At 68.8% G+C, this 13,127-nt stretch carries 11 protein-coding genes; 8 read left to right on the top strand and 3 right to left on the bottom strand.

Features of this window, described 5'->3' with window-relative positions; all coding sequences use genetic code 11:
• Positions 1–7 precede the first annotated feature (7 nt).
• Entirely contained in the window at positions 8–2,842 is a 2,835-nt protein-coding gene (locus CQ042_RS01065) for an FAD-binding and (Fe-S)-binding domain-containing protein (protein ID WP_105668383.1), read from the bottom strand.
• A gap of 73 nt (positions 2,843–2,915) precedes the next feature.
• On the opposite strand from CQ042_RS01065, the gene CQ042_RS01060 reads away from it, so the two are divergent.
• Positions 2,916–3,578: a GntR family transcriptional regulator gene (locus CQ042_RS01060; RefSeq protein WP_105668382.1), complete on the top strand. Its 663-nt coding sequence runs from the start codon at positions 2,916–2,918 to the stop codon at positions 3,576–3,578.
• A 202-nt stretch (positions 3,579–3,780) separates the two neighbouring features.
• Entirely contained in the window at positions 3,781–4,980 is a 1,200-nt protein-coding gene (locus CQ042_RS01055; RefSeq protein ID WP_146115324.1) for a hypothetical protein, read from the top strand.
• 41 nt (positions 4,981–5,021) lie between these two features.
• Here the strand turns inward: CQ042_RS01055 and CQ042_RS01050 are convergent, their stop codons facing one another.
• Positions 5,022–5,957: a hypothetical protein gene (locus tag CQ042_RS01050; RefSeq protein ID WP_105668380.1), complete on the bottom strand. Its 936-nt coding sequence runs from the start codon at positions 5,955–5,957 to the stop codon at positions 5,022–5,024.
• 84 nt (positions 5,958–6,041) lie between these two features.
• Between CQ042_RS01050 and CQ042_RS01045 the strand changes: the two genes are divergently transcribed.
• The 3 genes from CQ042_RS01045 to serA all read left to right on the top strand — a co-directional run bounded on the left by CQ042_RS01045 (position 6,042) and on the right by serA (position 8,569).
• Positions 6,042–6,506 (top strand): hypothetical protein, encoded by a 465-nt coding sequence (locus CQ042_RS01045; protein WP_105668379.1) that lies wholly within the window; start codon positions 6,042–6,044, stop codon positions 6,504–6,506.
• A complete protein-coding gene (locus tag CQ042_RS01040) occupies positions 6,503–6,838 on the top strand; it encodes a hypothetical protein (RefSeq protein WP_105668378.1) in 336 nt (111 codons plus the stop codon). Before CQ042_RS01045 ends, CQ042_RS01040 begins: the two co-directional genes overlap by 4 nt.
• A gap of 126 nt (positions 6,839–6,964) precedes the next feature.
• The gene (gene serA / locus CQ042_RS01035) at positions 6,965–8,569 is read left to right on the top strand and encodes a phosphoglycerate dehydrogenase (protein WP_105668377.1); all 1,605 of its coding nucleotides are present in this window, start codon (positions 6,965–6,967) and stop codon (positions 8,567–8,569) included.
• Between the two features lie 64 nt (positions 8,570–8,633).
• On the opposite strand, the gene CQ042_RS01030 is transcribed toward serA, so the two are convergent.
• On the bottom strand, positions 8,634–9,176 hold the full coding sequence (locus CQ042_RS01030) for a TetR/AcrR family transcriptional regulator (protein WP_105668376.1): 543 nt from the start codon (positions 9,174–9,176) through the stop codon (positions 8,634–8,636).
• 95 nt (positions 9,177–9,271) lie between these two features.
• Between CQ042_RS01030 and CQ042_RS01025 the strand changes: the two genes are divergently transcribed.
• The 3 genes from CQ042_RS01025 to CQ042_RS01015 all read left to right on the top strand — a co-directional run bounded on the left by CQ042_RS01025 (position 9,272) and on the right by CQ042_RS01015 (position 13,091).
• Complete coding sequence (locus CQ042_RS01025; RefSeq protein WP_105668375.1) at positions 9,272–10,807, top strand: MFS transporter; 1,536 nt, start codon at positions 9,272–9,274, stop codon at positions 10,805–10,807.
• Positions 10,808–10,886: 79 nt separating this feature from the next.
• On the top strand, positions 10,887–11,930 hold the full coding sequence (locus CQ042_RS01020) for a 3-isopropylmalate dehydrogenase (RefSeq protein ID WP_105668374.1): 1,044 nt from the start codon (positions 10,887–10,889) through the stop codon (positions 11,928–11,930).
• A gap of 60 nt (positions 11,931–11,990) precedes the next feature.
• The gene (locus tag CQ042_RS01015) at positions 11,991–13,091 is read left to right on the top strand and encodes a branched-chain amino acid aminotransferase (protein WP_105668373.1); all 1,101 of its coding nucleotides are present in this window, start codon (positions 11,991–11,993) and stop codon (positions 13,089–13,091) included.
• Positions 13,092–13,127 lie beyond the last annotated feature (36 nt).

Here is a 13,127-nt window from a genome sequence, read left to right as displayed (position 1 = left end):
CCCGGGATCAGGGGCGGGTGAGCTCCTCGAGCACCTCGATCACGTGGCGGTAGGGACGGCCGGTGGCGCGCGTCATGCCGATCTCGCACGTGCGGTTGGCGGACACGAACGCATCGAATCCTCCGCGAGTGCTCTCGGCGTCGGCGATCTCGGCGGACTCCTGTGCGGTCGCGCTCGCGGTGAGCTCCGGATGCAGCATGCCGCGGTCGCCGGCGAAGGCGCAGCAGCCCCAGCCCTCGGGGATGAACACGTCGTCGGCCACGGCCTCGGCGATGGCCGTCAGGGCTCCGGTCGCTCCGAGCGCGGTCGTGGAGCAGGTCGGATGCACGGCGACCGTCGGGAGCTTCGCCGACACGCGCAACCGGGGCAGCACCTCACGGGCGACGTAGGTCGTCGCATCCTCGATCCGCAGCCCCCCGTAGCGGAGGTTCTCGGCGACCGCCTGCGCGAGCATCACATCCAGCCCCTCGGTGCAGGATGCCGCATCGCACACCACGGGGAGCTCGCCGTGGCGGCTCGCCTCCCAGAGCGAGTCCAGCACCCGCTCCGACATGAGCGCGTAGCCGTCGAGGTGCCCCTTCGACTTCCAGGGTGTGCCGCAGCACAGGCCGCCGTTCTCCTCCGGGATCACGACAGGGATGCCGGCGCGGTTCAGCAGGGCACGCAGCGCGTCCCGAGACCCCTGGCTCTCGCCTTCTGCGCCGAACATGGTGCCGATGCAGGCGCCGAAGAACACGGCTTGCGCGTCGGTCGGCGAAGCGGGATGCGGAGGCTTCGACCCGCCGCCGGGGAGTCCCCGGTCGTAGAGCGGCACGGTGTCGGCGCCCAAGACGGCGCGGCCGAGGTGTGTCACCCCGCGCACGAGGGGAGCCGGCAGGGCGTCGGCGACCGTGAGCGCGATTCCGCCGGCGCGGGTGACCGTGCCCCAATGCTTGGCGGCGGTGCCCCACACGGCGCCCTCGACCGCCTTCGACTGCTCGGACCGCAGACGGCGCACGAGATCGCCGGTGTTGATGTCGACGGGGCAGGCGACGCCGCACATGCCGTCGACCGCGCAGGTCTGCACGCCGTCGTAGTCGTAGTCCTTCTGCAGGTCTCGCAGCAGCTCGGTGTCGCCCTGTTCCTCGGCCCACGCCATGTCGCGACGGATGACGATGCGCTGACGGGGGGTGAGCGTGATGCTCTTGCTCGGGCACGCCGGCTCGCAGTATCCGCACTCGACGCAGCGGTCGACCTCGTTCTCGACCGTGGGCACACGCTTGAGGTCGTGCAGGTACGAGTCGGGATCGTCCGAGAGCACGACGCCCGGATTGAGGATGCCGTCCGGGTCGAGCAGGCCCTTGATCTCCCACATCATGTCGGTGAGTTCGTCGCCGTACTGGCGTCGCACGAACGGCGCCATGATGCGTCCGGTTCCGTGCTCGGCCTTCAGTGACCCCTGCTGCGCGAGCACGAGGTCGACCAGGTCGTCGGTGAAGCGCCGATAGCGCGCGACGCTGTCGGCGTCGTCGAAGCGCTCGTTGAGGAGGAAATGGACGTTGCCGTCCTTGGCGTGCCCGAAGATGACCGAACCCTCGTAGCCGTGTTCCGCGAACAGCTCGATGAGCCGCTCACAGGTGTGGAGCAGACGAGGGACGGGGACCACGATGTCCTCCAGCAGCGCCGTGGTCCCGGAAGGCCGGGCGCCGGCAACGGCGGTGTACAGGCCCTTGCGGACGTGCCACAGCGCGGCACGCTCGCCCGCATCCGTGGTCAGACGCGGTGCCACGGCCAGCGGCAGCGCCTCGAAGTGCGCCTGCGCGGCGGTGCCGGCCTCCGCGAGCGAATCCGCGTCGGCGGCATGGACCTCGACGAGAAGAGCGGCGTGTCCTCGGACCTCGATCTCGGCGATGGCCGCCGGGACGTCGCTCAGCCCTTGCGCGACGCGCAGCGACGCGGCGTCCATCAGCTCGATCGTGGCGAGGCCGAGCCGGGTCAGGTCGGGGAGCGCGGTCATCGCGGCGGAAAGGTCCTCGAACACGAGCAGCCCGGTCGCGATGGACGGGCGCACCTCGATCGTGCGGAACCGTGCCTCGGCGACGAAGGCCAGTGTGCCCTCCGAGCCGATGATGAGGTGTTCCAGGATGCGCACAGGGTCGTCGAAGTCGAGCAGCGCGTTGAGCCCGTACCCCATGGTGTTCTTCATGGAGAACTGCAGGCGGAGGAACGCCACGTGCTCCGGCGATGCGAGCAGACGAGCCCGCAGGGCGAGCAGGCCGTCGGCGATCGCCGGCTCCACGGCGCGCAGCATCTCGTTCGCGTCAGGACGGCCGGTGTCGAGGATCGTGCCGCTGGGGAGCACGATCGTCATCGAGTCGATGGTCCGGTAGGAGTTCTCGGTGATGCCGCACGCCATGCCGCTGGAGTTGTTCGCGACGACTCCGCCGATCGTGCAGGCGATCTCGCTCGCCGGGTCGGGGCCGAGCTTGCGGCGGTACCGCGTGAGCCGGGTGTTGACCTGACGCACGGTCGCTCCTGGGCCGACGCGCACCAGGGCGCCGTCGTCCTCCACCCGGATGTCGCGGAAGTTGCTGCGCGTGTCGACGAGGATGTCGTCGCTCACGCTCTGTCCTGACAGGCTCGTGCCGCCGGAGCGGAAGGTGAGGGTGCGCCCCGCGGCACGGACCGCGCCGAACGCGCGCGCGACGCCTTCGGCATCCGCGGGGGAGAGCACGGCGTCAGGGATGAGCAGGTAGTGGGAGGCGTCGTGCGCCCGGGCGAAGCGATCGATCGAACGGGAGTGGACCTGTGTCGCGGAGCCCAGCAGGGCGGGGTCCAGCGGTTCGGCGAGGGTGGTCGGCACGGTGCTCCTCTGCTCCGTCGAAAGATTGTCAGACAAGTGTACCGAGTTGTCTCGGCTTCGATAGGCTGACCGGATGACCACGACCTCGGAGGCGCCGCTCGGGATCATCGGCGTGGTGGATGCCGTCACCGCCCGACTGCGACGACGGATCCTCAGCGGGGAGATCCGGTCGGGCGACCCCGTCACGGAAGCCGCGGTGTCGCAGACGTTCGGTGTGGCGAGGCCGAGTGCGAAAGCCGCGATCGAGCAGCTCGTGGCGAGCGGTCTCCTCGCCCGGACGGCGCATCGGAGCGCCCGGGTGGTCGGGATCGATCCCGAGACCGTGCGGGACGTGTACCGCACCAGAGCCCGCCTGGAGAGTGCGGCGCTGCGGGACCTCGCGGCGACCAGGACCGTGCCGCCGGCGGCACTCGACGCCAATGCCGAGATCCTCGGGATGCCTCCGGGACCCGATCCGGCGACGGTCGACCCCGACCTGCGCTTCCACACGGCTCTCATCGACGCCCTCGAGAGCGAGCGCACCGGTCGCATGTACCGCAGCGTGCTCGACGAGGTGCGCCTGTGCATGGCTCAGGTGCAGGGGCGGCGACTGCTCGACGCGTCGGTGATCGCCGCGCAGCACGCCGAAATCCTCGACGCCGTCGCCTCGGGAGACGCCGATCGCGCGGCTGCCCTCCTCGACGCGCACCTCTCCTCGGCGGAGGAGCGGCTCGTGGCGGCGCTCGACACCGACTGACCCGGCCCGAGCGTGGTGCAGGAGCACTGAATTCTCCGCTCACGGTACTGAATGCGGCCGGGTACCCGAGTGCGTGGTGGGCGCGCGCACGAAGCTGGAGGGAAGGCGGATTCGTGCGCCCACGTGGAGGAAGGCGTCCCGAAGGGCCCCTCCATGTCGGCGCGCTGGCGCGAGATGAGTGCGACGAAGGGGAGTGCCGACTGTGAGGAGAACCGCGTCCGGTCTGATGAGGGTCTGTGCGGCAGGGTTGTTCTTCGCCCTCGCGATCCCGTTCTCGCTCACGGCGTGCGCCCGCCCATTCGAAGTCGACCGCGAACGCGCAGACGACGTGATCCCCGTCGGTACCGCATCCGTCAACCCCCTGCGCACCGACAAAGAATTCCAGGCGGCGATGAGCGGATACCCCGTCATCCGAGACGCGTTCTCGAACGCCGTGAACGTCCCCGGGTTGTACGGTGCGTACGGCCTGGCGGCGGCGAAGGACGGCTATGTCCTCGCTCGCTCCGACGGGTTCACCCCGCAAGGGCTCGCGCTCAGCGAGGAGTTCGTCTTCATCTCGGCGTACGACCACGATCGACAGCTGAACTCCGTGATCTTCATCCTCGATCTGGACGGGCGATTCATCAAGACGATCTCGCTCGACAACAAGGCTCATGTCGGAGGAATCGGGTACGACAGCGAGCGCGGCGTCCTCTGGGTCGGGGACCGACGCGAGGGGAGAGCGGTGATCTCCGCCGTCGAGCAGGAGGTGATCGACAGCTACGACATCGAGAGCAAGCAGCCGGTCGAATATGGACTGTCGTTCTATATCGACAGCCTCCCGGCGACTTCTTCCCTCTCGTTCTCGGAGGACGTCCTCTGGGCAGGGAACTTCTCGAACGAGGCGGAGGAATCTCAACTCCCGTTGTTCTCCCTGGAGTTCGCCGACGTCGCGGAGGGCGACGACGTCACGCTCACGAGGGCGGGAGACTCGAATCACGTGCGCATCACGAAATCCGGTGAGATCCACATCACGGCGGATGTGGCATTCCGGACCCCCAAGGAGGTGCAGGGCATCGCGTGGGACGGCGAGTACCTCTACCTCGCGCAGTCGTTCGGGACGAAGGACTCCAAGCTCTCCCGATACGAACCCGTACTCGATGGCGAGGACGCGACGTTCGGCAAGGGCAGATCGATCGCCCTGCCGCCATATCTCGAACAGGTCGCCGTCGCGGAGAACGATGAGGCGAACTACGTCATCCCTCTGTTCGAGAGCGCGCAGCCGACCTACCGGAAGAAGGTCGATGCGTTCGTCGACCGCGTCGTCGCCCTGACGCGGGACGCTTTCGAGGACGCTTCGGCAGACGACCGCGAAGCGCCGCAGCTGACGGAGATCCCGGTGACTGTCGTCGATGGCGATTAGTCACGCGTGATTCCCGGCGCTGACGAGCGTTGACGCATGCGCTACTCGGCGGGCGCTTCCTCCACCACGAGCGGCGCCTCGGACGGATCGGCCCAGACCGGTTGGGGCAGCACGGTGTCCACCTGGCCGGACTGGATCGCGCGCAGAGCTTCGGCGATCTCCTCGTCGTTCTCGGGCACGGGCAGGTCGCAGGCGCGCAGCTCCGAGGCGAACTGCAGCGTCAGGCGGATCTTGCCGGCTTCGACAGCCTCCGCAGTGGTGCCGGTGCGGATCTCGCTGCCGGTCTGGATCGCCGGGACCTCATCGCACACGTGATAGACCTTGCCGCCGTCGACCCAGACGACCTCGTCCTTGCCCAGGAGCTGGATCACCGCGGACTGGTCCGCGGTGTACTGCTCGACCGAAGGCGGAGCGAAGTCGATGCCGAGGACGACGGCGAGAGCCGCGAGGGCGATGCCGACGATGCCGGCGGTCGTCTTCTGCCCCTTGTCCATGTCCTTGTTGAGGAAGATCAGGGTGACGAGCGGAAGGAAGGCGACGATCGCGATGATCGCGCCGAGCTGGTTCTGAACGAAGAACCGTGCCTTGTCGGACCTGCGTGCAGGGTCGAGGCGATTCGCCTTCTTCCACAGCACCGATCCGGTGATCGACAGCGCCGCGATCACCACGAGCAGGACGAGGAGCGCGATGAACGCCCACTGCGGGAACTGCGCCGTGACGCCGTGCTCCTCCAGGAGACCGGTGTCGGGATCGCGCACGAACGTGCCGTCCTCGCCGACGAAGACGCGCTGGCGCAGGAGCCAGAAGATGCCGACGGCCTCACCGACGATGGCGAGGGCCCAGAGGATCGCGGCGATCCACCGGAATCGTGTGGCCTTCGCCTGGGCTTCGGGGGTGGGCACCCAGCCTGTGGGTGGCTCGGAACCCGTGCCCTCCGCAGACTCGACGCCGGTGTCGCTCTTGTCGCTCTCGGCCACGGTGCTCCCTTTCCCCTCCGATGCCTGCCGTTCCGGCTCAAGGCAACCCCGATCCTAGTGGAGGGGGTGTCCTACGCTGGGGACATGACTTCCGATTCCGACGACGCCCTCAATTGGGACGGCGACGAGGCCGCAGCGCCGAAGGATCCCGCTCTCCCGCACGGCTGGAACGCCGTCGGCAAGGGCAGCGGTGACGTGGGCACGATCGACGAGGACGGCACCGTCTCGTCAGCGAACGCGGTCGAGCCGTCCGGCCTGAGCACGCCGATGCTGCTGCTCGTGGGCGTGGTCGGCGGGGTCTACCTCCTCTATACGATCGGGTGGGTCGTCGGGGGACTGCGACTGCAGCCTCTCGCGTCCTTCCTCGTCTCCGACGTGATGTTCCTGCCCTGGTTCGTCCTCGCGATCGCCGCGCCCGCCCTGTGGTTCCTTGCGAGCTGGGTGCTCACGCGCGGGAGGGCGGCGTGGATCCGTGTCGCCGTGCTGCTCGCCGGCGTGGTCCTCCTCGTCCCCTGGCCCTTCGTCACCGTGGGGGTGATCGGATCATGACCGCTTCGCAGATCGTTCCGGAGGAGTCGACGGGGTCGCCGCGCTGGATCGTGGGACTCGTCGTCGGACTGGCGGGGCTCTTCTACGCGTATGCGGTGTGGAATGCGGTCGCGCATCTGATCACGATGGCGCAGACCGGACTGACCGGCGGCGGGTGGGCGACACTGCTGTTCGGTGTGGCGTTCCCGGCCATCGTCTTCGCATTCGCCTACGCGATCGGCCGACGGCGCGGCGTGGGGGAGCTCGCTCTCGTGTTCCTCGCGGGTCTCGGGGTCGTCGCGGTGTTCTGGATGAGCCTGATCGCGCTGAGTCTCACGATGCCCAGCGCCTGAGCCCGACCGCCCGCGCCGGCGTCACACGGCACGGAGGGTCTCGAGCGCTCGGGTAGAGTTGACGCGATCGCGCCCCCATGGTGTGCGGCGCATCGGCCCCTGCCGCGCTGCCCCGAAGGATCCACTGTGCCGAAGCCTGTCGTGCTTATCGCCGAAGTACTCTCTCCCGCCACGATCGACGCTCTCGGTCCCGACTTCGACGTCCGCGACGTCGACGGCACCGACCGTGAGGCGCTGTTCGCGGCGCTGGCGGATGCCGATGCGGTGCTGGTGCGCTCGGCGACCCGCATCGACGAGGAAGCCCTGACGCACGCCCCGAAGCTGAAGGTCGTCGCCCGCGCCGGTGTCGGCCTCGACAACGTCGACATCAAGGCGGCCACGGCGGCCGGTGTCATGGTCGTGAACGCGCCGACCTCGAACATCGTGTCGGCCGCAGAGCTCACGGTCGGTCACATCCTGAGCCTCGCGCGCCGCATCCCGGCCGCGCACGCCTCGCTGTCGGCCGGTGCATGGAAGCGCAGCTCGTTCACGGGTGCCGAACTGTTCGAGAAGACGGTCGGCATCATCGGCCTCGGCCGCATCGGCGCCCTCGTCGCGGCGCGCCTCGCGGCCTTCGACATGCGCGTCGTCGCCTACGACCCCTACGTCACCTCTGCCCGCGCCCAGCAGCTCGGCGTGCAGCTCCTCTCGCTCGACGAACTCGTCGCCGAGTCGGACTTCCTCACCATCCACATGCCCAAGACCCCCGAGACCACGGGCATGATCGGCGCCGAGCAGTTCGCGGCCATGAAGCCGACCGCCTTCGTGGTCAACGTCGCCCGTGGTGGCCTGATCGACGAAGAGGCGCTGCACGCGGCACTGGTCGCGGGTGAGATCGCGGGCGCGGGTCTCGATGTCTTCACGTCCGAGCCCCCGGCAGAGGGGGGCACAGCGCGACCGCTCCTCGACCTTCCGAACGTCGTCGTCACGCCGCACCTCGGCGCCAGCACCGAAGAGGCGCAGGAGAAGGCCGGAGTCTCGGTCGCCCGTTCCGTGCGCCTCGCCCTGGGTGGCGACCTGGTGCCGGACGCGGTGAACGTGGCCGGCGGCATCATCGACCCGTACGTGCGCCCGGGTATCTCGCTCGTCGAGAAGCTCGGTCAGATCTTTGCCTCGCTGGCGACGTCGCCGCTCACGAGCCTCGACGTCGAGGTGCACGGCGAGCTCAACGACTACGACGTGAGCGTGCTCAAGCTCGCCGCGCTCAAGGGTGTGTTCACGAACATCGTCAGCGAGACCGTGTCGTACGTCAACGCTCCGCTCCTCGCCGATCAGCGCGGTATCGCGGTGCGCCTGCTCAAGGACGACGTGAGCGACGAGTACCGCAACGTGATCACGCTCACCGGTGCGCTGTCCGACGGCTCGCAGCTGTCGGTGTCCGGCACGCTCACGGGACCGAAGCAGACCGAGAAGCTGATCGGCATCAACGACCACGCCCTCGAACTGCCGATCGAGAAGCACCACGTCGTGATGCTCTACACCGACCGCCCCGGCATCGTGGCCGTCTACGGCCAGAAGTTCGGTGAGGCGGGCATCAACATCGCGGGGATGCAGATCGCCCGTCAGGCAGCCGGTGCGCAGGCGCTCAGCGTCCTGACGCTGGACTCGCCGGTCTCCGATGACCTGCTCGACGATGTGCGCGACGCGATCGACGCCGACCTGTTCCGTCAGATCGAGATCACCGAGGTCTGAGCGACAGCGACAGGCGAGAGGGCGGGAGCGCGATGCTCCCGCCCTCTCGCCGTTCTGCGGAGACTCAGGCGGTGGCCTTCAGGACGAGGGCGATCAACGCGGCGAGCTCGTCGCTGCGCGGGACCAGGCGCTCGGGTCCGTGCACATCGAGCGAATTGTTGAAGTAGAGGCCGTCGCTCACCAGCATCACGAGGTCGAGGCTCGCGGTGTCGCGCACATGCGGACGGATCGCCTCGGCCCAGCGCCGTCGGATCTCGCGGAGCATGTCGGCTGCGGGATTCGAGCCGCCCTGTGCCAGCCGGGTCGCGGCGATCAGGGCGCGATCGAGCGCATCGTCCTCCATCACCGACGTGCGCACGTAATAGGCGACGGGACCTTCCTCGGCCGCGGTCATCCGCTCCAGGTCTGCGGTCGTGAGGTGTTCCAGGCGCTCCATGAGTCCGGCTTCGAGGTCGTCCTTCGAACCGAAGTGGTAGAGGAGCCCGCCCTTCGACACCCCGGCCGCTTTGGCCGTCGCGTCGAGCGTCGCCGCTCGCTCTCCGTCGGCGATGAGGATCGCTTCGAAGGCGTCGAGCACCTTCTCGCGGGCGAGGGGCGGTCGGGGCATCGTGGTTCCTTGCACAGCGAGGCGGGGTGGGAATTCTGTTACTATACCATCCGGACGGTTCACCAACCTTCCGACAAGATCCTGAGAGGTGTTCCATGACCCGTACTGCGTCGATTCCGACGACAGAGACGGATGCTCCCCGCGTCGGAGCCCGTGGCTGGGCGGCGCTCGTCGTCCTCATGCTGCCGGTGCTGCTGGTGTCGGTGGACAACACGGTGCTGAGCTTCGCGCTCCCCGAGATCTCCATCGCGCTCGCGCCCACGGGGGCCGAGCAGCTGTGGATCATCGACGTGTACCCCCTGGTGCTCGCGGGCCTCCTCGTCACCATGGGCACGCTGGGTGACCGCTTCGGCCGCCGGAAGATGCTGCTGATCGGTGCCACCGGCTTCGCGGCCGTGTCCGCCTTGGCGGCCTTCGCGCCGACCGCGGGGCTGCTCATCGCCGCCCGTGCGCTCCTCGGCTTCTTCGGCGCGATGCTGATGCCGTCGACGCTCTCCCTCCTGCGCTCGATCTTCCAGAACCGCGATCAGCGCCGCATGGCGATCGCGGTGTGGGCATCGGCGTTCTCCGCCGGCTCCGCGCTCGGCCCGATCGTGGGCGGATTCCTCCTCGAGCACTTCGCGTGGGGATCCGTGTTCCTCATCGCCGTCCCCGTGCTCATTCCGCTGCTCGTGGCCGCACCCCTGCTGGTGCCCGAGAGCCGAGACCCGAACCCGGGCCGGATCGACCTGGTCAGCATCGTGCTGTCGATGGCCACGATGATCCCCGTGGTCTACGCGATCAAGTCGCTCGCCGTCGACGGGCCGAGCCTCAAGGCCGCCGCCTGGGCGATCCTCGGATTCGGGATGGGATACCTGTTCGTCCGTCGCCAGCTGCGTGCCACGACGCCGATGCTCGACATGGCGCTGTTCCGCCGCGGCTCGTTCTCCGGGGCGATCCTGGTCAATCTGCTCAGCGTCGTGGCTCTGGTCGGTTTCCTCTACTTCGTGTCGCAGCATCTGCAGCTCGTGCTCGGCCTGTCGCCGATGGCGGCGGGGCTGGCGCTCGTTCCCGGAATGCTCGCGATGATCGTCGCCGGGCTCTCGGTCGTGCCGATCTCGCGTCGTGTGCCTCCGCACATCGTCATCCCGGTCGGACTGGCGCTGTCGGTGGCCGGATATCTGATCGTCGCGTTCACGACGCATGAGCACGGCGTCCTGCCGCTCGTCGTCGCGTTCGTGGTGCTCGGTATCGGGATCGGTGCGGCGGAGACGATCTCCAACGAGCTGATCCTGTCGAGCGCCCCCGCGGCGAAGGCCGGCGCGGCGAGTGCCGTCTCCGAGACGGCATACGAGCTCGGGGCTGTTCTCGGCACCGCGGTGCTCGGCGGCATCATCACGGCGTTCTACCGGGGCGCGCTCGTGCTGCCGGAGGGGCTGCCGGCCGACGTCGCGAAGGCAGCGGAGGAGACGCTCGCCGGCGCGTACACGGCGGCGCAGGCTCTTCCCGGTCAGCTCGGGACGGCCCTGTGGGACGCGGCGGCGGCCGCCTTCGGCTCCGGCGTGATGGTGACCTCGCTCATCGGCGCAGGTCTCGTGGTCCTGGCCGGGGTCATCGCCGCCGTCACACTGCGCAAAGCCCCCACGCACTGACCAGTACGCTGGGAGGACCGGCTCGCCCGCCACATCGGGCGCGGGCTGGTCCATCCCCGTGCAGTGCGCAAGGAGTGTCATGTCGCGTGTCGTGAAGCTGGCCGTCATCCCCGGTGACGGCATCGGTCCCGAGGTCATCGCCGAGGCGGAGAAGGTGCTCGATGCCGTCACCGCCGACAGCGGAGTGGTCTTCGACAAGACCCGTTTCTCGCTCGGCGCCGGACGCTTCCTCGAGACCGGAGAGACTCTCACCGATGCCGACCTCGCCGCGATCTCCGCGAACGACGCCATCCTGCTCGGGGCCGTCGGCGGCACCCCGGGCGATCCGCGTCTGAAGGACGCGAACATCGAGCGCGGGCTGCTGCTGAAACTGCGCTTCACACTCGACCACTACGTGAACCTGCGGCCGTCGAAGCTCTTCACGGGTGCGCCCGGTCCGCTCTCCGACCCCGGCGAGATCGACTTCGTCGTGGTGCGCGAGGGCACGGAGGGGCCGTACGTCGGCAACGGCGGCGCGATCCGCATCGGCACTCCGCAGGAGGTCGCGAACGAGACCTCGGTGAACACGGCCTTCGGGGTGGAGCGCGTCGTGCGCTACGCGTTCGAGCTCGCCGAGCGTCGCCGCAAGAAGGTGACCCTGGTCCACAAGACCAACGTGCTCGTGCACGCGGGCGCCATCTGGCAGCGCATCGTGAACGAGGTCGCCTCGTCGCACCCCGACGTCGCCGTCGACTACCTTCACGTCGACGCCGCCACGATCTTCCTGGTCACCGACCCCTCGCGCTTCGACGTGATCGTCACGGACAACCTCTTCGGCGACATCCTCACCGATCTCGCCGGAGCGGTGACCGGAGGCATCGGCCTGGCCGCGTCCGGGAACATCAACCCGGACGGCGCGTTCCCGTCGATGTTCGAGCCCGTGCACGGGTCGGCCCCCGACATCGCGGGGCAGCAGAAGGCCGACCCGACCGCTGCGATCCTCTCGATCGCGCTGCTGCTCGACCACCTCGGCCTGACCGAGGAATCCGCGCGGGTGAGTGCCGCGGTCGAGGCGGACATCGCCGGTCGCACGGGTGCCCGAGCGACCGCGGAGATCGGCTCCGCGATCACTGCACGCCTCTGATCGCAGGCGTATTCTGAGACAGCGCGACGATGCGCCCACCCACGAGGAATGGATGACGATATGACGACCATCGATGCAGAGGCGACCGTGGCTCCACTGGAGTTCCTCGTCATGAAGAACCTGAACGCCGTTTCGCCCGCCCGGCTCGACGAGGCGCTGGAGAATCCGGGCTTCGGTGTTGTCTTCACCGATCACATGGTCGACATCTGCTGGTCCGCCAAGGGCGGGTGGCACCGTCCGCGCGTGCAGCCGTACGGCCCGATCCCGCTCGACCCCGCAGCGTCGGTGCTGCACTATGCGCAGGAGATCTTCGAGGGCATCAAGGCCTACCGTCACGCCGACGGCTCGATCCACACGTTCCGGCCCGACCGCAACGCCGCACGTCTGCAGGCCAGCGCCCGCCGTCTCGCGCTGCCGGAGCTGCCGACCGAGTACTTCATCCAGTCGCTGCGCGAGCTGATCGCCGTCGACGGCCGCTGGGTGCCCTCCGGTGCCGACCAGAGCCTCTACCTGCGCCCGTTCATGTTCGCCAAGGAGGCCTTCCTCGGCGTACGCGCGGCGCAGAAGGTCGCGTACTACGTGATCGCGAGCCCCGCCGGCGCCTACTTCTCCGGCGGTGTGAAGCCCGTGCGCATCTGGCTCTCGGAGGAATACGCCCGCGCGGGCAAGGGTGGCACGGGCAAGGCGAAGACCGGCGGCAACTACGCCTCGAGCCTGCTCGCGCAGAGCGAGGCGAGCGCCAAGGGCTGCGACCAGGTCGTGTTCCTCAACGAGAAGCGCGACGTCGAGGAGCTCGGCGGCATGAACGTCGTCTTCGTCTTCAAGGACGGACGCGTGGTCACCCCCGAATCCGACAGCATCCTCGAGGGCATCACCCGCGATTCCCTCCTGCAGCTCGCGGAGGACCGCGGCTACACGGTCGAGAAGCGTCCGATCTCGATCGACGAGTGGCGCGAAGGCGTGGCCTCCGGTGACATCGTCGAGGTGTTCGCCTGCGGCACGGCAGCGGTCGTCACTCCGATCGGCGCGCTGGTCGGCGACGGCTTCGACGAGCCGCAGCCGCTGGGCGAGCTCGCCCTCTCCCTGCGCGAGGAGTTGACCGACATCCAGTACGGTCGCCGCGAAGACAAGCACGGCTGGCTCCTGCGCCTCGACGCCTGAGCATCCCGCCGGCGAGACCCGCGCGTCTGGCCGACC

The organism is Microbacterium sp. MYb62 (assembly GCF_002979475.1).
Taxonomy (GTDB): Bacteria; Actinomycetota; Actinomycetes; order Actinomycetales; family Microbacteriaceae; genus Microbacterium.
This window is presented reverse-complemented; position numbering and strand designations above follow the sequence as displayed.

Bases quoted from the DNA above. Each gene is read 5' to 3' on its own strand.
- CQ042_RS01060 (WP_105668382.1), top strand. From the start codon at position 2,916: ATGACCACGACCTCGGAGGCGCCGCTCGGGATCATCGGCGTGGTGGAT.
- CQ042_RS01045 (WP_105668379.1), top strand. From the start codon at position 6,042: ATGACTTCCGATTCCGACGACGCCCTCAATTGGGACGGCGACGAGGCC.
- CQ042_RS01040 (WP_105668378.1), top strand. From the start codon at position 6,503: ATGACCGCTTCGCAGATCGTTCCGGAGGAGTCGACGGGGTCGCCGCGC.
- CQ042_RS01030 (WP_105668376.1), bottom strand. From the start codon at position 9,176: ATGCCCCGACCGCCCCTCGCCCGCGAGAAGGTGCTCGACGCCTTCGAA.
- CQ042_RS01025 (WP_105668375.1), top strand. From the start codon at position 9,272: ATGACCCGTACTGCGTCGATTCCGACGACAGAGACGGATGCTCCCCGC.
- CQ042_RS01020 (WP_105668374.1), top strand. From the start codon at position 10,887: ATGTCGCGTGTCGTGAAGCTGGCCGTCATCCCCGGTGACGGCATCGGT.
- CQ042_RS01015 (WP_105668373.1), top strand. From the start codon at position 11,991: ATGACGACCATCGATGCAGAGGCGACCGTGGCTCCACTGGAGTTCCTC.